At 46.9% G+C, this 22,254-nt stretch carries 24 protein-coding genes; 18 read left to right on the top strand and 6 right to left on the bottom strand.

The features are described 5' to 3' along the window. Nucleotides 1-36 precede the first annotated feature (36 nt). The 16 genes from SB24_RS19910 to SB24_RS03375 all read left to right on the top strand — a co-directional run bounded on the left by SB24_RS19910 (nt 37) and on the right by SB24_RS03375 (nt 14,118). Nucleotides 37-189, top strand: coding sequence for a hypothetical protein (locus SB24_RS19910; protein WP_015239684.1), 153 nt, complete (start codon nt 37-39; stop codon nt 187-189). Then, nucleotides 177-5,300, top strand: coding sequence for a transglycosylase SLT domain-containing protein (locus SB24_RS03445; protein ID WP_039251768.1), 5,124 nt, complete (start codon nt 177-179; stop codon nt 5,298-5,300). The genes SB24_RS19910 and SB24_RS03445 overlap by 13 nt, the downstream gene beginning before the upstream one ends. Beyond that, nucleotides 5,293-5,952 (top strand): LysM peptidoglycan-binding domain-containing protein, encoded by a 660-nt coding sequence (locus tag SB24_RS03440; RefSeq protein ID WP_039251765.1) that lies wholly within the window; start codon nt 5,293-5,295, stop codon nt 5,950-5,952. Before SB24_RS03445 ends, SB24_RS03440 begins: the two co-directional genes overlap by 8 nt. 13 nt (nt 5,953-5,965) lie before the next feature. After that, nucleotides 5,966-6,943 (top strand): XkdQ/YqbQ family protein, encoded by a 978-nt coding sequence (locus SB24_RS03435; RefSeq protein ID WP_039251762.1) that lies wholly within the window; start codon nt 5,966-5,968, stop codon nt 6,941-6,943. Further along, nucleotides 6,943-7,209, top strand: a complete 267-nt coding sequence (locus SB24_RS03430; protein ID WP_003154827.1) for a DUF2577 family protein — start codon at nt 6,943-6,945, stop codon at nt 7,207-7,209. The genes SB24_RS03435 and SB24_RS03430 overlap by 1 nt, the downstream gene beginning before the upstream one ends. A gap of 103 nt (nt 7,210-7,312) precedes the next feature. Then, on the top strand, nt 7,313-7,738 hold the full coding sequence (locus SB24_RS03425) for a DUF2634 domain-containing protein (protein ID WP_015417292.1): 426 nt from the start codon (nt 7,313-7,315) through the stop codon (nt 7,736-7,738). Continuing rightward, nucleotides 7,731-8,777 carry a baseplate J/gp47 family protein gene (locus SB24_RS03420; protein ID WP_015417293.1) on the top strand — a complete coding sequence of 349 codons (1,047 nt, stop codon included), beginning with the start codon at nt 7,731-7,733 and terminating at the stop codon, nt 8,775-8,777. Before SB24_RS03425 ends, SB24_RS03420 begins: the two co-directional genes overlap by 8 nt. Next, nucleotides 8,761-9,339, top strand: a complete 579-nt coding sequence (locus SB24_RS03415; protein WP_015239689.1) for a YmfQ family protein — start codon at nt 8,761-8,763, stop codon at nt 9,337-9,339. The genes SB24_RS03420 and SB24_RS03415 overlap by 17 nt, the downstream gene beginning before the upstream one ends. Next, a complete protein-coding gene (locus tag SB24_RS03410) occupies nt 9,336-9,608 on the top strand; it encodes a hypothetical protein (RefSeq protein ID WP_003154822.1) in 273 nt (90 codons plus the stop codon). Before SB24_RS03415 ends, SB24_RS03410 begins: the two co-directional genes overlap by 4 nt. 2 nt (nt 9,609-9,610) lie before the next feature. Continuing rightward, nucleotides 9,611-11,242 (top strand): pyocin knob domain-containing protein, encoded by a 1,632-nt coding sequence (locus SB24_RS03405; protein ID WP_015417294.1) that lies wholly within the window; start codon nt 9,611-9,613, stop codon nt 11,240-11,242. 12 nt (nt 11,243-11,254) lie between these two features. Next, complete coding sequence (locus tag SB24_RS03400) at nt 11,255-11,626, top strand: XkdW family protein (protein ID WP_015417295.1); 372 nt, start codon at nt 11,255-11,257, stop codon at nt 11,624-11,626. Between the two features lie 4 nt (nt 11,627-11,630). Further along, nucleotides 11,631-11,828 carry an XkdX family protein gene (locus tag SB24_RS03395; protein WP_012117366.1) on the top strand — a complete coding sequence of 66 codons (198 nt, stop codon included), beginning with the start codon at nt 11,631-11,633 and terminating at the stop codon, nt 11,826-11,828. A 56-nt stretch (nt 11,829-11,884) separates the two neighbouring features. Next, nucleotides 11,885-12,646: a hypothetical protein gene (locus SB24_RS03390; protein ID WP_033575307.1), complete on the top strand. Its 762-nt coding sequence runs from the start codon at nt 11,885-11,887 to the stop codon at nt 12,644-12,646. Between the two features lie 51 nt (nt 12,647-12,697). After that, nucleotides 12,698-12,961, top strand: a complete 264-nt coding sequence (locus SB24_RS03385; protein ID WP_003154815.1) for a hemolysin XhlA family protein — start codon at nt 12,698-12,700, stop codon at nt 12,959-12,961. A 13-nt stretch (nt 12,962-12,974) separates the two neighbouring features. Continuing rightward, on the top strand, nt 12,975-13,238 hold the full coding sequence (locus tag SB24_RS03380; RefSeq protein ID WP_003154813.1) for a phage holin: 264 nt from the start codon (nt 12,975-12,977) through the stop codon (nt 13,236-13,238). A gap of 13 nt (nt 13,239-13,251) precedes the next feature. Further along, complete coding sequence (locus SB24_RS03375) at nt 13,252-14,118, top strand: N-acetylmuramoyl-L-alanine amidase (RefSeq protein ID WP_039251757.1); 867 nt, start codon at nt 13,252-13,254, stop codon at nt 14,116-14,118. Between the two features lie 46 nt (nt 14,119-14,164). Here SB24_RS03375 and SB24_RS20550 read toward each other — a convergent pair whose 3' ends face one another. The 6 genes from SB24_RS20550 to SB24_RS03350 all read right to left on the bottom strand — a co-directional run bounded on the left by SB24_RS20550 (nt 14,165) and on the right by SB24_RS03350 (nt 18,638). After that, nucleotides 14,165-14,290, bottom strand: a complete 126-nt coding sequence (locus SB24_RS20550; protein ID WP_023356844.1) for a hypothetical protein — start codon at nt 14,288-14,290, stop codon at nt 14,165-14,167. A gap of 96 nt (nt 14,291-14,386) precedes the next feature. Beyond that, the gene (locus tag SB24_RS03370) at nt 14,387-14,557 is read right to left on the bottom strand and encodes a type II toxin-antitoxin system SpoIISB family antitoxin (protein WP_003154807.1); all 171 of its coding nucleotides are present in this window, start codon (nt 14,555-14,557) and stop codon (nt 14,387-14,389) included. After that, nucleotides 14,558-15,304: a type II toxin-antitoxin system SpoIISA family toxin gene (locus SB24_RS03365; RefSeq protein WP_007407256.1), complete on the bottom strand. Its 747-nt coding sequence runs from the start codon at nt 15,302-15,304 to the stop codon at nt 14,558-14,560. It abuts the gene before it with no gap. Between the two features lie 103 nt (nt 15,305-15,407). Continuing rightward, nucleotides 15,408-16,406 (bottom strand): inorganic phosphate transporter, encoded by a 999-nt coding sequence (locus SB24_RS03360; RefSeq protein ID WP_003154805.1) that lies wholly within the window; start codon nt 16,404-16,406, stop codon nt 15,408-15,410. Between the two features lie 12 nt (nt 16,407-16,418). After that, nucleotides 16,419-17,036: a DUF47 domain-containing protein gene (locus tag SB24_RS03355; RefSeq protein WP_003154804.1), complete on the bottom strand. Its 618-nt coding sequence runs from the start codon at nt 17,034-17,036 to the stop codon at nt 16,419-16,421. Between the two features lie 285 nt (nt 17,037-17,321). Next, nucleotides 17,322-18,638 carry an APC family permease gene (locus SB24_RS03350; protein WP_007610842.1) on the bottom strand — a complete coding sequence of 439 codons (1,317 nt, stop codon included), beginning with the start codon at nt 18,636-18,638 and terminating at the stop codon, nt 17,322-17,324. Nucleotides 18,639-18,960: 322 nt separating this feature from the next. Between SB24_RS03350 and SB24_RS03345 the strand changes: the two genes are divergently transcribed. Continuing rightward, entirely contained in the window at nt 18,961-19,911 is a 951-nt protein-coding gene (locus tag SB24_RS03345; RefSeq protein WP_039251754.1) for a ring-cleaving dioxygenase, read from the top strand. Between the two features lie 184 nt (nt 19,912-20,095). Next, nucleotides 20,096-22,249, top strand: coding sequence for a glycosyltransferase family 39 protein (locus SB24_RS03340; protein ID WP_039251752.1), 2,154 nt, complete (start codon nt 20,096-20,098; stop codon nt 22,247-22,249). Nucleotides 22,250-22,254: the final 5 nt, after the last annotated feature.

Here is a 22,254-nt window from a genome sequence, read left to right as displayed (position 1 = left end):
GATGGGAATAAGGAAGCCGTGTATCTCTATTACGCGATGCATGAGCTTCATTATTCTCCATCAGAACTGAAAGAGTTATATGAAGCACCGAGACATTTTAAGGCGCTGTTGTACGGTTTAATCGGTTACAAGCTGGACATTCTTGAAAAACAAGCGAAGAAAGGGGGAGCGACATCATGGCAAAGCTGACCGCCCGTTTTGAATTGGAAGATCGGGTTTCAAAGAAAATAAGGAAAATCCAAAATGGCTTCAGAGCGCTTGAGAAATACAGGAAAATGACAAAACGCCAAAGTGAAATTGATATACGCAAAGAGAGTAAATCTGTTTTAAGAACAATTGACCGCATCCAGCGCTCTATGAAAAGAAAGCTGGGCGCACAAATGATCTCTATTTCAGCTGAAGACGGAGCCAGTGCCGTCATTCAAAAGGTGCAAGCCCAATTAGCGGGTCTGCCTGCGTCTTTAACCATTAAAATAGGAGCAAAAGACAGCGCGACAGCGGCATTTGAGAGATTGCGGGATCTGACTGCCGGTTTTAAAGGATTTACCGTTTCACTGTATGCGTCAGACGAAGTGACCCCTGCCATGGAACGTATCAAACGCTATATGCAATCTGCGTTAAAGAACGGGTACTCTGTCACTATACGCGTCATAGATCACGTCATGAAAACAGTCGGCCGAATTTCAGCGGGCATTGATTCGCTGACGGGAAAAAACAATGTTATTCAATTATCGTTAAACGAAAAGGTGACAGCACAGCTGGCTGCAATGCAAAAGAATATGCCGGACGGCGGAAAAGCTTCTGCATCTGCTGCTCCTGCTTCGCCGAAAAACGATTTTTCAATGCTTGACTCCATTGCAGACACCTTCATGAAAAAAGTCAATGACATCGCATCCAAATTTTATCCGGAAACAATCATAGCGGAACTGGATAAATTCGCTGCAAGCTTTATGAAGAAAGCGGACGAAATCGCAAGCAAATTCAGCCCGGCAACGATTTTGGCAGAGCTGGACAAGTTCACAACATCATTCATGGGAAAAGTAGACGAAATCGCGAGCAAATTCAGCCCGGCAACGATTTTGGCAGAGCTGGATAAGTTCACAACGTCATTCATGGGAAAAGTGGACGAGATCGCGAGCAAATTCAGTCCGGCAACGATTTTAACCGAACTGGATAAGTTCACAACGTCATTTATGGGAAAAGTGGACGAGATCGCAAGCAAATTCAGCCCGGAGACGATTTTGGCAGAGCTGGATAAGTTCACAACGTCATTCATGGGAAAAGTGGACGAGATCGCAAGCAAATTCAGCCCGGAGACGATTTTAGCAGAGCTGGATAAGTTCACAACATCATTCATGGGAAAAGTAGACGAAATCGCGAGCAAATTCAGCCCGGCAACGATATTAACCGAACTGGATAAGTTCACAACGTCATTCATGGGAAAAGTGGACGAGATCGCAAGCAAATTCAGCCCGGAGACGATTTTAGCAGAGCTGGACAAGTTCACGACCTCATTCATGGGAAAAGTAGACGAAATCGCGAGCAAATTCAGTCCGGCAACGATATTAACCGAACTGGATAAGTTCACAACCTCATTCATGGGAAAAGTGGATGAGATCGCAAGCAAATTCAGCCCGGAGACGATTTTAGCAGAGCTGGACAAGTTCACGACCTCATTCATGGGAAAAGTAGACGAAATCGCGAGCAAATTCAGCCCGGCAACGATTTTGGCAGAACTGGATAAGTTCACAACCTCATTCATGGGAAAAGTGGATGAGATCGCAAGCAAATTCAGCCCGGAGACACTTTTAGCAGAGCTGGACAAATTCGCTGATTCATTTATGAAAAAGGTAGACGGGGTTGTGAGTAAATTCAGTCCGAAGACCATATTGAAAGAGCTGGATCATTTTACTGATTCGTTTATGAAGAAAGTCGACGACGTTGTCGGTAAATTCAGTCCTGATAAGCTAATCGACCGCGCCGAACAATTTGTAAATGACACGATTGACCGAATTTCTGAGAAATTCGATTTTCTCAATCCGGATAAGATTTTGGAAAAAGTGGAGCAGTTTACATCCTCACTGTTCGGAGGCATTGATAAAAAGTTCGGCAAATTCAGTCCTGATGCGATCATCGAAAAAGCTGAGGCATTTGTTGATAAAATTGTCAGCAAGATTGCCAAGAAATTTGAGAAATTCAGCCCGGACAAAATCATCGAAAAAGCCGGGGAATTAATAGAAAAAATATTTTCAGGAATCGCTGAAAAATTAGGCAAACTCAATATCGGCGGATTATTAGGAGGCGGCACGAAAAAAGAAAAGAGTAAGGGCGGCCTTACTGCCGGCGGCTCCAACGGCCCGAAGCGTCCAGATCTGACAAAGGGTTCACAGCGCACGGTAACAGCGCCAAAATCTTCAGGAAAGTCAGCCAAAAAAACCGGCGGGGCTTTGGGGGGCTGCTGCTGCTGTACCGGAGTGACGAGGGGCAAAAGCAGTAAAGTCGAAGGGCGAAATAAATCCTCGAAAAGAGGTTCCTCCGTAAAGGAAAGCAAACAGGCATCCGTAAACACGCCGAAAACAAAAGGGGCAGGTAAAGGCATCGGCGCGCTTTTGAAAGGCTTGGGAGATTCAAAGGCGCTAAAAGGCGGTATGAAAGGGTTAAAAGGTGCCGCTAAAGGAATTCCCGGCATAGGTGAATTGTTATCACTTACTGATTTAGCCGGCATCAATAAAGATAATGCAGGAGAGAAGGTCGGCTCAGCAGGCGGCGGTCTTGCCGGAGCCGCGGCCGGAGCGGCAATCGGCAGCGTTGTTCCCGGAGTGGGCACATTAATCGGCGGCGCGGTAGGCGGCATCGCCGGCAGTTTAGGCGGTTCCAGCTTGGGAGAGGCCTTTGATTCAGGAGCTTTGAAAGACACGTGGAATGATATTTCCAAAGCGGCGCAAAGTGCTTGGACAACAATACAAGATACTTGGGGAAGCGTTTCATCCTGGTTCATGGAAAATGTATGGACGCCGGTTTCATCGGCTGTCGTCGGAGTGGCGACAAGCATCTGGTCAAATATCGTGAATGCGTGGACGACGATTCAAGGGATTTTCAGCACGGTGTCATCCTGGTTCATGGAAAATGTATGGACGCCGGTTTCATCGGCTGTCGTCGGAGTGGCAACCAGCATCTGGTCAAATATCGTGAATGCGTGGACGACGATTCAAGGTGTCTTCAGCACAGTATCCGGCTGGTTTATGAGCACGGTATGGGGGCCCGTAAAATCGGCTGTCGTCGGAGTGACGACGTCCATTTGGAGTAAAATCACAGGAGCTTGGGATAAAATTAAATCCGTTTTCAGTACGGTTTCCGGCTGGTTCATGGATACTGTCTGGAATCCGGTGAAAGACATGGTGAAAAATGTCGGTAAAGGAATATCAGATGCTTTCAAGACTGCTTTAGATACGGTAAAGAATATATGGAAAGGGTTAAGCGGCTGGTTTGAGAAACATATAAAAGAACCTCTTGTAAAAGTGGGAACGGCCATATCAGATGCTTTTTCTGCAGCATTCGACTGGGTGAAAAAGATTTGGGATAAAACCGGCGGCAAAATGATTTCAGGCATAATGAACTTTGTCACAGGAGGCGGCGGAGATAAAAAGAAAACGGACAAAAACGCCACGGGCGGCTACATTACAAAGCCGACCATTTCCTGGATCGGTGAAGCCGGTAAAGAATTTGTCATTCCCGTTGACAACAATCGCGGACGCGGAAAGATGCTGCTTTCACAAGCTGCGTCTAAGCTCGGCATGCGTGTTGTCGATGATATGGGCGCGGCTTCGGCTCAGTCTTCTGCTGTTCCGGCGGGAGCGGGCGGTGTTTCTTCTTCTGCATCTGTATCGGCAGCAGCGTCTGTAGAGGCATCCGGACTTGGCGGGACGGCTTCATCACTCGGCAAACAGTTTACTGAAGGCTTTGACAGCGGAATCAGCAAAAAAGCGGTGGATATGGACGGCTGGAAGGAAAAAAACATCGGAACGCCGTTCAATGCCCTCATTTCGTCTTCACCCGGTTACGGAAAGCAAGTCGTTGCGGGCTATGCCAAAGGTCAGAATACATCGCCGACGGGCACCGATTCATTTTTAAAAACAAAGGTGAAAACACCTTATCAATCGGCGGTTAATCAATCGTCATCATGGGGCGCCGCAACAGTGAAAGGATATTCGGCCGGACAGAATGCAAAAGATACGGGAACGTCGCAATACGTAAGCACACATATCAATAAACCGTTTGTTCAATCAAGAGATTCCGCGAACGGCTGGGGATCAGGCCTGATCGGACACTTCGTATCAGGAATGACTGCAAAAGGAAGCGAAGTCAAACAGGCGGCCAAAGATATGGCCAAAAAAGTCGAGGACGCATTCAGGGAAGAGCTTGATATTCACTCTCCTTCCCGTGTCATGATGAGTCTCGGACGCTTTGCTTCAGTCGGCGTCGTCAAAGGCCTCAGCTCAGTTGACGTGAAAAAATACGCCGAAAAACAGGCAGGCTCGCTTGCAGCAGCCTTTTCCGGCATGGGTGCAGCGGGAGGAAGCGTCAAAGAATGGCTTTTGGCCGCAATGAAAGCAACCAATACGCCGATCAGCTGGCTTCCGGGATTAATGACGATCGCACAGCATGAGTCAGGCGGCAACCCTAATTCCATTAATCTATGGGACAGCAACGCCAAAGCCGGACACCCGTCACAGGGGCTTATGCAGACGATTCCGAGCACCTTTGAAGATCACAAAGCGCCGGGCATGAATGATATCAGAAATCCAATCCACAACGCCGCTGCCGCTATCGGCTATATTAAAAGCCGATACGGCTCGATCAGCAATGTCCCCGGGATTAAAAGTATGGCTCATGGCGGCCCGTACGTCGGTTATGCCAATGGGGGTCTGATTACCAAGGAGCAGATCGCCCGTGTCGGCGAAGGGAACAAACGGGAGTGGATCATCCCTGAAGAGCGGGGCATCCGCGGCCGTTATCTGCTGCAAAAAGCGGCTCAGGCGCTCGGCATGGAAGTGTCCGATCCGTCCCAGACGGAACCGGCGGCGCTTTCAGCCGGCACGGTATCCGCAGCCGTTAAAGGCGGCGGACAAACCGTTCAAAAAACGGGAACAAAAGAAATTAAAATCGAATTCAGCGGCGATCAGCATTTCCATAACGGACAGGACGCCGAGAGCCTCGCCGCCAAAATCAAACAGGCGCTGATTGATGAACTGCAAAAAGACATTTATACCGGAGCAAAGGGGGCCGTTGCTTTTGACTAAATCTGTTTACGAATTTTGGCTGTCTCAGGGGAAGGACAAGCTCCGGCTTCCCGTTCTCCCTGAAGCGATTGATATCGCAAACAGCGTGCAGAATGATTCCGTGAAAGTCACCGGACTTGGAGAGGTGACGTTTATCGAAGAACCGGGAGCGAAAGAAATTTCGTTCTCTTCTTTTTTTCCGAAACGGTACAGCCCGATTGCCGAATATCAAAGCATTCCTTCGCCGGAAAAAGCCATTTCAGTCATTGAAACATGGATGAAAGCGAAAAAACCCGTTCAGTTTTTGATTACAGGGACAAAAATCAATGTCGCATGCAGTATTGAAAGCTTTAATTACAGCGAAGGTGACAATGAAATCGGCGACCGGAATTTTGATATCGTACTGAAAGAATATAAAACCGCTTCGCCAAGAAAAATCAAACAAAAGAAAAAAACGAAAGCGAAGCGCCCGTCCAAAGCTTCACCCAAAACATATACCGTCAAAAAAGGGGATACGCTTTGGGACATCGCCGGTAAGTTTTACGGAAAACACACAGAGTGGCGGAAAATCTGGAACGCGAATAAAACCGCCATGATTAAACGCAGCAAACGGAATATCCGGCAGCCGGGGCATTGGATCTTCCCGGGGCAGAAGCTGAAGATACCGCAATGAAACGGGTGAAAAGATGATTGAACTATTTGTCATAAAAGAAACGGAGTGGCTCGAGCTTGTCACAGAAAGCGTAACGCTGGAAGGACACAGATATCAGGCGCCCCGCTCCATCGAAGCGACGATTGTCGTAAAGCAGGGCAGCCAGACGTATTACGGCGTATCAGAAGGGGATACGGTTTTGTTCAAATGGAACGGAAAAGAGCTGTTCCGCGGCATTGTTTTTGCAAGAACGCCCGATGAGCATACCGTCGCCTTCACCGCATACGATATGCTCCAATACCTTGTGAAAAACCAGGACGTTTACGTGTTTTCCAACAAGCGCGCCGATCAAATATTAAAAAGGATCGCCAGCGATTTTCAAATTCCCGTCACATCCATTGCCAACACAGGCCATACCATTAAATCACTCGTTTTTAAAAATGATACAAGCCTTTACGATATGATGCTAAAAGCGTTAAAGCAGACAAAAAGCCAGACGGGGCGCAATTATCAGCTCTATTCAGAAAAAGGCAGGCTCGGCTTGCGTGAATGGCCGGAGCCGTCTGACATATGGGTGCTGGAAACAGGAGTTAATATTACAGGGTATCAATACAGCACCTCAATTGATGACACCGCAACCCGTGTCGTCATGCGGCTGCAAAAAGACAATAAAACGATAAAGGCTTCCGCCTCAGACAGCGCCGGCATGAAAACATTCGGCGTTTTGCAGTATACCGAAACGGTTTCTGACGACATTAACGAAGCCCAGCTGAAACAGCGCGCAAAAGTGAAGCAGGCTGAGAAAAAAGGCATTAAAAAAGAGCTGAAAAATATACAGGCGATCGGTATTCCTGGGTTGGAAAGCGGATTGCCCGTCTATATTTCAATTCCGGAAATCGGGCTGAAGAAAACCTATTATGTAGATACGGACCGCCATGAATTCCAAGGAACAAAACATACCATGACGATTGATGTCACGGAGAAAAATTCACTTCCGGAGGGGACATCCTGATGAGATTAAGTGATGCCATTAAACATTTAGCCGTCGGAGCGGTTGACGCCGAAGCGCCGGTGGAGCTGATGCCGGCCGAAGTGACCTCCGTTTCGCCGCTCGAGCTGAAACTGAAAGATCACGACAAACTTTTGATTCCGTCTGATGCACTCATTGTGCCGAAGCGGCTGAGATCCGGGGGAGAGGATCAGCTCCAGGCGGGTGATCGGGTGATGACCGCCGCTTTAACAGGAGGACAGTCTTTCTTTGTACTGGACAAAATTTAACCGGCGTTCGGACGGAAATGTAAGAGAATATCAGCCTATTAAAGCCGCTTCATCATCCGAAGAGGGCTTTTTTACATGATCAAATCTAAAAGGAGCGGGTGCAATGGCCCTGACACCGGAAATCGAATTTGAAGATTTGGAGGATGCGAGTGAGGCCATTGAAACTTCACAAACCTACCGAATTGATTTTGAAAACAACCGGATTACCAATGAACTGATAAACGGACTGGACGCAATCAGACAATTCGTCTATATCGCTCTTCACACAGAACGGTATTCATATTCGGTTTTCAGCCATGATATCGGAAATGAACTGCAGGAAGTGCTTTCAGATCAGAACACGACGGATGCTTATAAAAAAATGGAGATTCCAAGACTGATAGAAGAAGCCTTGCTGTATGATGACCGTATTTTGGCTGTTACCAATTTTGAGATTGAGAAAAAAGATGATGCCTTCACCGTCTCTTTTACCGTTGAAACTGATGAGGGCATGCTTGAGATAGAGGAGGTGCTGGGTGAGGATGTTTGAAGCTCAGACGTTTGACGACATTATGGACAGAATGCTGACGCGCATTACGGCAGATATTGATACGAGAGAAGGCAGCGTCATTTACAATGCGCTCGCGCCTGCGGCCGCTGAGCTCGCAAAGTCTTATATTTGGCTTGATACCGTGCTGGAGCTCGTGTTTTCCGATACGGCTCAGGGAGAATTTCTGGACAGGCGGGCTGCTGAAGCGGGAATTGAACGAACACCTGCCACAAAAGCGGTCAGAGCCGGAGAATTCACAGCGGGCATCACCATTCCGCCAGGCTCTCGTTTCTTCGTTGATAACCTGTATTTTCAATATACGGGGGATGGAACGCTTGAATGTGAAACAGCCGGTGAAGCGGGCAATGCCGGCATTTCAGGGCAGAACCTGCTGCCGCTTGATACGATACCCGGGCTTGAGAAAGCAGTCGTGCGCGATATATTAATTCCCGGCCGTGAGGAAGAAGATGACAACAGCTTAAGGGCGCGCTATTTTACCCGTGTCCGCCGGGAAGCAGTCAGCGCAAATAAACAGCACTATAAACAATGGGCCGAAGAGGTTGACGGCGTCGGCAGGGCGAAAATCTTCCCGCTTTGGAACGGAGCCGGAACGGTGAAGGTTGTCATCACAAATGCGAATTTGGAACCGGCATCAGATATTCTGATCAAGAAAGTAAAGGATTATATTGATCCGGACGAAGGGCAGGGAGAAGGACAGGCGCCGATCGGAGCGGCAGTAACGGTGGAAAGCGCCGTATGGAAGGAAATCGAAATCTCCGCTTCCGTGCTGCCTGAGCTGAACAGCTCGATCGATGACGTGAAAGCGGAGATTGAAAAAGGCGTCCTGAATTTATTTAAGAAAATGGCCTTCGAAGAAAACACCGTCCGTTTATCACAAATTAACAACATCGTTTATAACTCGGCATCCGTCAGTGACTATGCCGATATCAAAATGAACGGTGCGGCGGAAAACCTCGTGCTCAGTGACGTGGAAATTCCTAAACTCAAAGAGGTGACAATCCTTGAGCAGACTCGATGAGATGACGGCGTACCTCCCGCCGTTTTTAACCCGATTAAAGGAGATGGCACAACTGCTTGAGGCGGAAGCTCCCGAGTTTGAGCGGCAGAATAACGATATTTTCGATTTGACAGATCAGCTCTTTATCACGACGGCGACGTGGGGGCTTGAACGCTGGGAAAAAATATTAAAAATACCGCGGGAATCAGGTGACACGGAGGATATGAGACGGCTCAGGCTGATTTCAAAGATGTCGAATATTCCGCCCATCACACATCAAGCGATCGAGCAGGCGCTAAACCGTTTTTTAAAACATCCGTCAGCTTACGTTCGGATGTTTCCGGGGCAGTATCGTTTTTATGCCGATATCGGGCTTGATGACCTGCAGCACATGAACGAGCTGATTGAAACGCTTGAAAAAATCAAACCCGCTCATTTGGCGTATACACTGAGAGCCGCATTAAACGAAACACTGGAAATCAAAGACCGTGTCATTCTCAACAATCGGAGATACCGAAAAGTCAGTGAACTGAAGGTCGGTTATTCCGTCACACTCAACAATAACGAGGTGGTCTTACCATGATATCAGCCGCTTACAGACAGCGTGCCGCAGCCGATCTGAAAAACAGGATCACAAAAGTGCTGTTAAACGGAAAAGAAACTCCGATTGCGGACATTTCCGTAAAAGATGCCGCAGTCACCGTTCTCACACGCAGGGAAGAAGACGTCAAACACATTGAAACCGTGCAGATGCTTGACGAAACAGGAAGCGTCATTACAGAACGAAAAACAAATTTAGATCTCAGCAATAACAGAACGCTTGATTTAAGATTTACCTTTGAGGTGGTGTAACGATGGCTTACGAAGAAAAAACAGACTGGCTTCCGGACGATCCGATTAACGAAGATGACGTCAACCGCTGGGAAAAAGGCATAAATGACGCACACACGGATCTGGCGGCCCATAAAAACGACATGAACAACCCGCACAAAACGACAAAGGCGCAAATCGGCCTCGGAAACGTAGACAATGTCCAGCAGGCAGCAAAGAAAGATTTTGACCGGCACAATCAAGATCTGGACCGGCATGTGACGAAAGCTGAGAAGGATACATGGAATGCAGGACAGCTGTTTAAATTAACGGAAGATAATGGGTTGGCAAAGTATCGAAACGGTGCTGACTTTAATACGGTAACGGATACAGGTTTATATTATATGAGCAGTGTCACGACCGCATTAAACGCGCCAGTGAATAATAACGGGTATTTGTTTGTTCACAACTACGGAACGTATGCTTATCAGGAATATACGTCCTATAGCAGCAGCGACTCAACGTCGTCAGGCCGCCGAAAGTTTATGCGTAATAAAATCTCAGGCTCGGATTCTTGGACGTCATGGCGTGAGTTTGAGTCAGTGGAAGGATCGCAGTCAAAGGTCGATGCACATGCTAATAAAACAGATATTCACGTAACAAAATCTGATAAGGATAAATGGAACAATGCGCAGTTAAATAAAATTTCGAATGATGACGGCCAGCCGTTATTTAATGTCACAACTGATCTTCATGCTGAATTGTTAAATTATCCTTCATTGACCTATTTCTCATATGAAAAAACTGCGGCGAATACCCCTCCTGCAGGCGGACGCGGGTTTTGGACCTGCAGTGTCGGAAAGTCATATGGTCATGTTCTTGCCATGACAAACGACAACAGAACATTCCGTAAGTCTTTGGCAAATAATGTTTGGAGTGATTGGGTTGAGTTGGACAACACAGAAGCTGTACAAAAACTAGTAGACGCTCACGCTAATAAAAAAGACATCCATGTCACACAGGCGGATAAAAATATGTGGAACGGCGCACAGCTTTCGAAAATAACAAACGATAACGGCGGCTATCTTCTTACAATTGGTGATGATGATAACTTTCTTGAAAAAATCGTTAAAAACGGCAGGGCGTTCGGCACCTTTTATTCAACCGGCAAAGCGGCAAACAGTCCGAGCAATGCTTCGACCCGCGGCATGTTTCATTTTACCTCTCTTGACAGTGAGGGAAAGGGAACGTTTGGGTATGTCATTGCCGTCGATTATAAAAATAATATGTTCACGAACTATTTGGATTTGAACTTGGGCTGGCAGGGCTGGCGTCGCCTCATTACTGAACTTGATACTGAGAATGTACCTTGGATAAATGTTCCTTATAAAAATGGCGCTAAATCAGGAGACAGGCCGCTTCAATACCGCAAAGTGGGAAACACCCTTCACCTGAACGGACACGTTCTTACGGACAGAGAAGTGGTATTCGGGAGTGTGCCATCCTCTTGTGCGCCGGCCAAAGGCGTTGTGACGATGGTTGCAGCCAGCGGCACCACCGGTTATAGCAAATTTATTATATATTCTAATGGAGATATGAAGCTGACGGGAATTATGGCCAATATAGAAAATAATGTGAACGGCTATTATATTGACCTTGTTTTGGCACTCACGTAAAGGAGCGAGAATATGAAATTAATATTTCCGTATGACAATGACAACATTTATACAGGCACTCCGATTGAGCTTTATCCGGATTCTGAGACAGGAGATTATATGATGCCGCCTAACGCTGCGGACTTTCCGCCGGAAATAAACGGCGAAGGCATGTGGCGCCCATTTTTTGATGAAGAGAAACAAGAATGGGTGGAAACGGCTGACGAAGCATATAAAGAGAGCTTAAAAAAAGATACGGCTCCCGATTCAAACCAGCTTGCAGGCCTCGGCGGACAGCTGGCGAATGAGAAATTGGCCAGAAAAGCAGCCGAACAAGCGCAGCAGTCACTCGGCAGGCAATTAGCGTCTTTAAAATTAGAATTATTAAACGTAAAAGGAGAATGAAAAAATGAAGAGACTTAACTTTTGGGTTTACGCTTTGTTTTATAAGTGGGCCACAATAGAAATGGTAAAACAGGCTATGGGCTATGATGACTGCTCTGCCGAAGATCTGGCTGAAGGTGTGGCCGCGAAGTATATCACGCCTGAGGAATTTCAAGAAATAACGGGTGAAACATACGAAAATTATAAAAATGCTGTGTCATAAGCCAAACGGCTTTTTTTATTTGTCATTTTTAATAAATCAGAAAAGGAGGACGGCCGATGAAAAAGCATTCATTTGAATTTCCCGCCGATCAACTTGGCAGGCCCGGCGCCGTAAAAGCTTATCGCGGTAACAAAAACGATTATGTCACACCGGTTGCTGATTTGTCCGGAATGGCAGAGCTCCTTACCAATACGCCGCTAGAAGCGATTGAAGTCTACAGCCAATTCGGACAAGACCGTTTAGGAGCCGTCTTAATAAACAGAGCACAGGGGTGGGCTTATTCGGACCGCAGCGGAACTCTTTTTATCGAAGAGAGCGAGGATAACAATTCGTGGACAGCTTCACATTCTGTCGCAGTAAAAGGCGGAGTGCTGACCGCTTCGGGTTGGGTCAGCCTGACAAAAAGATATTATCGGTTCCGTTTTGAAAACGGAAATCAAAAACAGTCCGAATTTGTTTTATACCAATCTGTCGGTACGGGCGGTGATATGGCGTTTTCATATACAGATGTGATTTTTCATGAAAATGCAGCAGAGGCGGGCGAGGGAAGCATCTTCTCGGCGGGCGCTTGGAAAAAACTTCTCGTCGAAATCACCGGCACGGCTGAGTCGGGTCATGTCGCGTTTTGGGGGAGATCCATCTCGGGAAAAAACGTGCCGATCAGAGGAATCAGGTCTGATGACGGGACATCAGCCGCCGGTACGTCAGGCACAGAAGAAGTGTGGTCATTTGATATTGCCGGCTTTAAGGAAATCGTCATGGAAATCAAAAGCATTTCCGGCGGGAGCCTTTCTGTCAAAGGCACGGCATTTTCGTAAGAATGAAGCTTCCGAAGGGAGGTGAGAACAATGTAAGAGGGGGGAGCGGAAGTGCTTCTGGATGAACAAGCGGTGCAAAAAGAATTCGCAGGCATCAAAGGTGAACAAAAGGTGCTTGAACAGCGGGTGGCCGCATTAGAGCGGGTATCCGACCGGCAGGATCAGCAAATCATGACGCTGAACGAAAAACTGAACAAAATTGACGAAAACACAACATGGATTAAGCGGACCATTACAGGAGCGATCGTGACAGCAATCTGCACGGGCGTCATTGGCGGAGCCATCGCCATCATGTACAATCTGCTGCAAAAGTAAGGGGGAAACCGATATGAAATTCGCGGACAAAGGCACGGTCGTCAGGACGGTGCTTCTTTTGCTTGCTTTATTGAATCAAACTTTGCTGATGTTCGGCAAATCGCCGCTGAATATTCAGGAGGACCAGGTCAGCCAGCTTGCAGATACGCTGTATGCCGCCGGGTCGGCCGTTTTTACAATCATAACGACTGCCGCCGCCTGGTTTAAAAACAATTACGTTACAGCAAAAGGGAAAAAACAGCAGGCTTTATTAAAAATAAACAATTTATCGAAATAGGAGAGATGAGAATATGGTAAAAATCACACAGGATTTTATCCCGGCAGGAAACAATAACCGTCCAGGCTATGCAATGACACCGATTTACATTACGGTGCACAATACAGCCAATACCGCAGTCGGAGCTAACGCCAAAAGTCACGCAAGCTATGTGAAAAATCCCGATACACCGACAAGCTGGCATTTCACAGTCGATGATACGGAAATTTATCAGCATCTTCCGCTGAACGAAAACGGCTGGCATGCCGGTGACGGAAACGGGGACGGCAACCGTAAATCCATCGGTATTGAAATTTGTGAAAACGCAGACGGCAACTTTTCACAGGCCGTGGCAAACGCCCAATGGCTCATCCGCACATTAATGACCTCGCACGGCATCCCGCTTGCAAATGTCGTTGCGCACAAGCATTGGTCAGGAAAGCTTTGTCCGAGAAGACTGTTGGATACATGGGATGAGTTTAAAGCGGGAATCGGTTCTGGGGAAAGACAGACGTATACCGTCCAAAAAGGAGATACGCTGTCGGCGATCGCGCGGAAATTCGGCGTCAGCGTGGCCGATCTGCAGAAATGGAATAACATCGCTGACCCGAACCTGATTAAAGTCGGACAAGTACTGATCGTCAGCCCGCCGGTTGAAGCACTGTATTCTCTTCCGGACGAGGTGATTCAGCTGACAGAGCCGTACACGTCCGGCGAAAAGGTATACCAGGTGCAAAACGCGCTCGCCGCGCTTTACTTCTATCCTGAAAAAGGAGCTGTCAATAACGGCATTGACGGTATCTACGGTCCGAAAACGGCAGATGCCGTGGCCCGCTTCCAATCTGTAAACGGACTGACGTCTGATGGCGTCTACGGTCCCGCTGTAAAAGCAAAATTCTGATGCAGCTTTAACAAAAAAAGGCTGAGTCCCGTTCACATTGCGGGATTCAGCCTTTTTTCTTTTTTAACCGGTTCAATAGCCTGAGATTCCTCGCCCGCATCCTCAGCGAATAAGCGGAAAGCCCGAAGCGTCCGTAATCCACAAACTTTACGCGCCTGACAATTTTCTTCACATCATCACCTGTCGCATCTCTTTGTTGGTTTTATTATATGAAAGATATGGAAAAAAGGAATAAGGACAAGAGCCGTGTCTCCTGTCCTTAGTGTAATCAAGCTTTTTTTTGTTTATACTTGTCAATCAGCCGCTCGTTTTCTTTGAAAATTCTGGCGGTATGAGGGCTGACCTGGTAACTTGCGATACTTGTCATTGAACGTTTTTTAAACATTTTGAACGGTTTCGCTCTTTGTTCCGGCTGCCCGTTTTGAAATGCCTGCTCCATTTAACCGTCACCTTCCTCTTCTATTGGCAGCATTAAATCATAAATGCTCGTTAGCGATGTGAAAAGCAAATAATCGAATTCCGTCAACAGGTTTTCCGACGTGAGTTTGATCACGTAATGGCGGTTCTGGACTGTAAACGGAATAAGCACAAGCCTGCCTTTTTGATCATAGTAGACGTCTTTACGGTTAAGACGGGACTGAACGTCCGCCGCATCAGGCATATGCTCCGTCAAGCGGTCCTTATCCGATTGTGCGGAATAGTCGCACAAGGAAGCCGTGACATTCATTTTTTCGGCATAAGCGGCCAGCAGTCTGCTGATGCCTTCCGCATAAGCTTCTGTACTTCCATAATATACATGGATCGGTTCATTTTTCAACAGATATTGATAGGTTTTCAGTTTTTCAAGATAGGAGTGAAGCATTTCGTTATTTTCTTCTAAAATTTCCCGCGTATCCGTCTCTAATTCATTGCCGGCGAGCTTTTTGATATACGCGCTCAAAAAGATAAACGCATCAATAAGGGCAAAGCAGACGGCAACAATCAAATATTGTCTCCATGCGGCAAAGAGCGATTCGGGATCATATGTCCAATAGACCATGGAGCCCAGTACAAATAGTAAATACCACGTTTTACGGATGGCAAACATTTTTTCTTTTACCTTTGCCTCATACCGCCAGGATGCGTACACATATAAAATGAGTGCGGCCGCCATCGTCCACACCATAATCTGAAAAAACAAAAGCATGAGCATCCCTCACAATTTGAAAAATGGTCTGCTATGTTCATTCTATGTCATGACATCATTTTCCTGTCACAAAAAAACCGCTTCTGTAAAGAAGCGGATGTCATCAGAAAAAGAGATCTAGGATGAAAAAGGCGATGGCGCCGAGTGTACCTGCAATCGGCAGGGTGATGACCCATGTAATGAGCATCCGTTTAGCCGTTCCCCAGTTTACGCCTTTTACGCGGTGGGAAGCGCCCACACCGAGAATGGAAGACGAAATGACGTGCGTCGTGCTGACAGGGAGATGAATAAACGTGGCCCCGAAAATAATGGCTGCGCCGGTTAAGTCGGCAGATACGCCGTTTACCGGACGGATTTTCATAATTTTTCCGCCGACGGTTTTAATGATTTTCCAGCCGCCGATGGATGTGCCGAGACCCATTGCCAGGGCACAAGAGAGCTGCACCCAAAAAGGAATGGCATCACTTTTATGTAAATTGGCCGTCATAAGCGCCATCGTAATAATACCCATCGCTTTTTGCGCGTCGTTCGTTCCGTGTGTATAGGACTGAATGGCAGCCGTCAAAATCTGCACTCTGCGGAAGCGTTTATTTGTTTTCGCCAAATTGCTGTCTTTAAAAATCAGCTTCACGATCGAATATACGATAAAGCCGAGAACAAAGGCGATGATCGGTGATAAAATAAGTGCTTCGATAATTTTAATGAACCCTTTATAATTAAGCGTCGCAAAACCTGACGCTGCAATGGCCGCTCCGGCGATCGCTCCGATAATCGCATGTGAAGAGCTGCTCGGAATGCCGAAATACCATGTGATCAAGTTCCAGGCGATTGCGGCGAGTAGAGCCGCAAGAATGACAACTGACCCATTGTCTAATGTATAAGGATTCACAATGTCCTTTGTAATGGTTTTCGCCACACCGGTAAATGTCATTGCTCCGAGAAAGTTCATGATGGCGGCCATGACGATTGCGTGCCGCGGCTTCAGCGCTTTTGTCGAAACTGAGGTGGCGATTGCGTTTGCGGTATCGTGAAATCCGTTAATGAAGTCAAATACCAAAGCGCATATGACAATTAATATCGTTAAAAGTAATAGAGTATCCATTATAACCCCTCGTTACGCGTTTTTCATAATAATGGTTTCAAGGTTATTGGCAACGCTTTGGCAAGAGTCGGCAATTTCCTCAAGCGTTTCGTAAATTTCGCGGTACTGAATCACTTTAATCGGATCGGTTTCTGTGCCGAACAGATTTTTTAATGATTTACGGTGCAGGTTATCACAGCTGTGCTCGTATTCCTTAATTTTAATGGCGTGAGGGTGAATGTCCTTCAATCGGTTTTCTGCAAGCAGTTCAATCGTGATTAAAATTTCCTTCGCGCACTCTCTGATGTATCCGCTGAACTTATCGATATGCTCATCGGAAGAAGTGATCGAGAAAATCTCCATCATTGCTGAAAAATGTTCGATTCCGTCAAGCACGTCATCGAGGCTGTTTGTCAGCTCAAGGATGTCTTCACGTTCAATGGGAGTGATAAAAGCTTTGTTCAGCTCTTTAATCATGACATGAACATGATTATCTCCTTTTGTTTCAAACTCTTTTAACGTATCGGCAAATTCCTTTAAAGTCGTCTGGTTCGTCACTTTAAAGTTGACAAAATATTCTGCGGTTTCGTCTATGTTTTTTGCGATTTCTGTTAAAAGGAGTGAGAACTTATCTTTTTTTCTTTTTATCATTAAAAACCCTCCATTGTTTGAATGAGACAATGCACACATCAAATTATTATATAGCCTTTTGTCGAAAAAAAACAGATAAAGTCGAAAAAAACGCCTCTTGATTTTTTCGTAAAAACGTGTCTCATCCTGTTTTTCTTATGTTACCCACTTCGCCAAAAAAACGTAACATACTTCGAATTCAGACATCTTGCTTAAAAAGTATAACAAAAGATGTGAATTTGCTGTCAACTTTTGCACGTGATTTTGCCAGAAAAAAAACGGCTCCCGTAAAAGGAACCGTTTTTGTCAGTTTTTTCTGCCGTTTTTCAGCCAAAAATAGAGCGGCAGCCCGGCGAGGCCGATCAAGAGGGACAGCGCGCAGCTCAGTGTATCTGTAATGATCGTGCTGATCAGCACAAACAGTGAACCCGCGATGGCCAAAACAGGAATGATCGGATACAAAGGCACGCTGTAGGCGCGCGGTTTTCCGCCGCTTTTTTTTCTGAGGATAAACACGGCGAAAAAGGCCATGACGTAAAAAATATAAATCATGAAAATAGAGATTTCAGACAGCTTATCGGGATTGCTGGCGATCATAAAAATAATGGCCAGCGCGATCTGAAATGACACGGCAATCCACGGGGTGCGGAACGTCGGATGCACCCGCGAAATCTGTCCGGCAAACGGCAGCTGTTTCCGTTCCGCCATCGCAAACGAGACACGCGGAAAAGCGAGAATCTTTCCGTTTAAACAGCCGAAGATGCTGACGATGATTCCGACGCTGATCAATTTTCCTCCGATGTCGCCAAACAGCATTCCGGCAGCGGTGCCGGTCGCATTTTCACCGAGTTTGACGATGTCGGTCGCAGGAAGAATGTGCAGCAGCGCAAAGTTAATGAAAAGATAAATGGCGGTGACGACCAGCAGTCCGCCCGTCATCGCTCTCGGGAGCAGCTTTTCCGGATTTTTCATTTCGCCGCCGAGTGCCGCAAGCAGAATCCATCCGTCATAAGCAAACAAGGTGGCCAGTATGGCAGCGCCGAAATTCATGTCCGACATGCTGCTTGTAACGGCTGTGAAAATATGCTGATCGCCTTTCCAAAGGCCGAACACGATCATGCAGATAATCGGAATCAATTTGCCGACCGTCGTAATTCCCTGGACGATGCCGCCATATTTCGTTCCGATAATGTTAATGATGCTTAAAAACAAAACGGCTGAAATCCCGATCAATTTAGACCAGCCGGAATCCCAATTGAACAAGTGCGCCATCAAAGAGCCGAAATACAAGCCGATTGCTCCGATAATGGCGGGGCCGTAAATGATAATTTGAACCCATCCGCACAAAAAGCCCCAAAATTCGCCGTACACTTCTTCTAGATATGTATAAAGTCCGCCCGTTTTCGGAATCTGAGTGCCGATTTCCGCAACGGTCAAGCCGCCGGCAAGCGTCAAAATGCCTCCTAACAGCCACGCGATAAGCGCGGTTTTCGCATCACCGGAGTAGGCAAGCACGGCGCCTGGTTTCATAAATACGCCGGAACCGATGATGGTGCCGATAACAAGTGAGAGGGCGATGGTAAGGCCGATCTCTTTTTTAAGTCCGTTCTCTTCAATCTGCATATCCTATCCCTCCAGATGTAAAATCGTCATGCTGAAAAAACTATTTTCCATATTGTAAACCCTAATTGCTGAAACACGAATAAAATAAATTTTCTGATTTTGTTGTTTTCCCTAAAAGATAAAGGTTTCTGCTTTTGAGAAGGAAAAAATACCGTTTTAAAAACGAACATTAATAGTTTTTTAATATCAAAGGTTCGTTATTTGCGGAGCGGCAGTCTGCAGACTGTCTGTGAAGCAGATGGGTTGACTTTGCGATCCGGATAACATAAATTGTATATATAAAATATCTCGAAATCGAGATAATCGACTGGAGGATAATATAATGAAAGTTAATGGAATACACCATGTATCAGCATTGACGGCTGATGCGCAGAAAAATTTAGATTTTTATCGAAATATCCTGGGGCTGAAGCTTGTGAAAAAATCGGTAAACCAGGATGAACCGACGATGTATCACTTATTTTACGGTGATGAATCAGCCAATCCGGGATCGGAATTGACGTTTTTCGAGATTCCGCGGATCGCGCCGTTCCATGCGGGGACAAACAGTATTTCTTCAATCGGCCTGCGTGTTCCGGATGCACAAGCGCTTCAATATTGGAAAAAACGATTTGAAGAGCATCAGGTCTCTCACAGTGAGATCGTGAAAACAGCGGGCAGGGACACACTCGCTTTTCAGGATCATGAAGGACAGCGGCTTGTGCTGACAGCTGACGAAAAAGGAAAAGACATCGGTGAAGCGGTGAAGCAAAGCGGCATACCGGAAGAATATTCTTTCCGCGGTCTTGGTCCCGTTGAATTGACCGTCCCGTACGCAGAACCGACGCTGCGTGTGTTAACCGATGTGCTGGGCTTCACTGAAATCGGGAAAGAAACACATGAAGACCGGGGCACGGTTACGGTGCTCGAATCCGGAAACGGTGGCGCGCGTACAGAAGTCCATCTCATTGAAAGAAACGATCTTCCGCGCGAGCGTCCTGGAAAAGGCAGCGTGCACCATGTGGCCTTCCGTGTTCAGAATGAGGAGGAGCTTGCTTTATGGCACCGCATCATTACGAAAGAAGGTTTCAGCAACTCAGGCATTGTAGAGCGTTATTATTTCAAAGCGCTGTACTTCCGGGAACCGAACGGAATTCTGTTTGAATTGTCAACGGACGGTCCGGGATTTATGGTTGATGAAAAACCTGAAGAGCTAGGCAAAACGGTTGCGCTCCCGCCTTATCTCGAACACCGCCGTTCTGAAATAGAAGCGCGGCTGAAACCGATTCAGTAAATCAGAAATAATGACAGATGCCTCCCAGCTTGACGGGGGCATCTTTTTTTTTGCTTTTTTACCCATTTTGCCATTCTTTTTACCTATTTGTAAACGGCAAAATAATTGTCTTTGTTTATTAATAAATTTTTCACATTTGGTTGTTACACTTGTTCAAAGTTAAACAAAAGGAGTGAAAACACAGGTGAAAATGAAAAAACGCGAGATAGACGCGGTCTTAATCCTCATTTTACTCGCTTCCGCATTCTTGAATATGTACAACATCTGGAATGACGATACGGTGAATCCTTATTACACCGCAGCGGTAACGAGTATGCTTCAAAGCTTTCATAATTTCTTTTACGCTTCATTTGACGCAGCCGGATTTATCACGGTAGATAAACCGCCTGTTACATACCAGATTCAAACGATCAGCGCGCTGATATTCGGTATGCACGGGTGGAGCGTCATCCTGCCTCAGGCATTGGCGGGGGTAGGTTCAGTTCTATTCATGTACTTATTAATAAAGCCGACGTTCGGAAAAACGGCGGCGCGCATCGCTTCGTTTGTCATGGCGTGTACACCGATTGCTGTAGCCGTAGCGCGCACAAACAATGTTGATGCGTTGCTGGTCTTTTTCCTCTTGTTCGCCACATGGCTTCTCTTTAAAGCGATTCGAAAAGGAAAACTGATCTGGCTTTTGGCGGCATTTTTTGTCGTCGGAGTAGGCTTTAACACAAAAATGCTTCAGGCTTATATGATCTTACCGGCCTTCTTGCTGTTCTATATGATGGCGGCAAATACCGCGATTAAGAAAAAAATCATTTCACTGGTAAGCGCGCTGGCCGTATTAGCAGCCGTTTCATTGTCATGGCCGCTCATTGTTGACAATATTCCTGCCGGCAAAAGGCCATATGTCGGAAGCAGCCAGACAAACTCCGTATTGGAATTGGCTTTCGGATATAACGGGATTCAGCGGCTGACGGGGCAAAGTTCCGCCGGCCAGGGCGGGCCCGACGGAAACGCATCGAAAGAGATGTCTTCTTCCGGCGGTTCTTCACAAATGCAAAAACCGCCTGGACAGTCTTCAAGCAGCAGTTCATCAAGCGGAGACAAATCACAAACCGGCAGTATGACGGCACCTCCATCTAACGGCCAAATGCCAAGCGGCGGTCAAGGAGGCCCTCCAAGCGGCGGAGACGGCGGCAAAGGCGGTCCTGGCGGAGGAAAAAGCGGTACAGGCACCGGCTCGAAAATGCAGTCAGGGTCAGGAATGTTCGGTACGGGAACACCCGGTCCGCTGAGACTCTTCCAACAAGAATTATCCGATCAGATCAGCTGGCTCCTGCCGTTTGCGATTTTTGGATTGGCCGGTTTAGTGATCGCCGGGGCGAGAGAAAGAAGAAGATTATCTGCAGAACAGAAGGAAACGATCTTTTGGGCAGCGTGGCTTGTGCCGATTGCCGGATTCTTCAGTGTGGCGGAATTTTTCCACCATTATTATCTCATTATGCTGGCGCCTCCAATCGCTGCTCTTACCGGTGCGGGATGGGTCGCCCTCGTTCATCTGTACCGCGAGCAGACAGGCTGGAAGTCTTGGCTATTGCCGGCCGCTATTCTTGTGACAACCGGATTTGAGCTGTTTATCCTCAGAAACTACAATGATCAAATCGGCGCAGGCTGGAGCATCGGAGCAGGCGTTCTCGGCGCAGTGGCAGCAATCGCCCTGTTCGTATTCAAACAGCGCCAAAAACCGCTCAGTTACTATGTTTCACTTGCGGCCCTTCTCGTCTTGATGGTGATGCCGATTTATTGGGCAAGCACACCGCTTCTGTACGGAGGCAACAGCTCATTGCCTGAAACAGGCCCTCAGCTTGCGTCAGCAAGCGGAAAAGGCATGGGAATGGATAACGCATCTGTCAATACAAAACTGATCAACTATTTAGAGAAGCATAACGCCGGAGCAGACTATCTATTTGCTACAACCGATTCCAACACAGCGGCGCCTTACATTATAAAAACGAAAAAAGCGGTCATGGCGATCGGCGGATTCAGCGGGTCTGACCCGGCCATTACGCTGACTCAATTTAAAAAGCTCGTAAAAGAAGGGAAAGTAAAATACTTCTTAACATCCGGAATGGGCAAAGGCGGAAACAACGATATTGTTGAATGGGTTGAGAAAAACGGAAAGAAAGTATCTTCAGACAAATGGCAATCAAGCACAGATCAGAAAACGAAAAATCATGATGCAGCTGATACAAAAAGCAGCAAGGCCGCGGGTAAAAACAGCCGGATGAGCGGCGGGCCGGGCGGAATGAATCAGTCAGCTTCACTATACGAACTGCAATCTGATGAATAGGAGGA

The organism is Bacillus sp. Pc3, from assembly GCF_000815145.1.
GTDB lineage: Bacteria > Bacillota > Bacilli > Bacillales > Bacillaceae > Bacillus > Bacillus velezensis.
The sequence above is the reverse complement of the archived record's forward strand: the minus strand, read 5'-3'. Positions and strand labels throughout refer to the sequence as shown.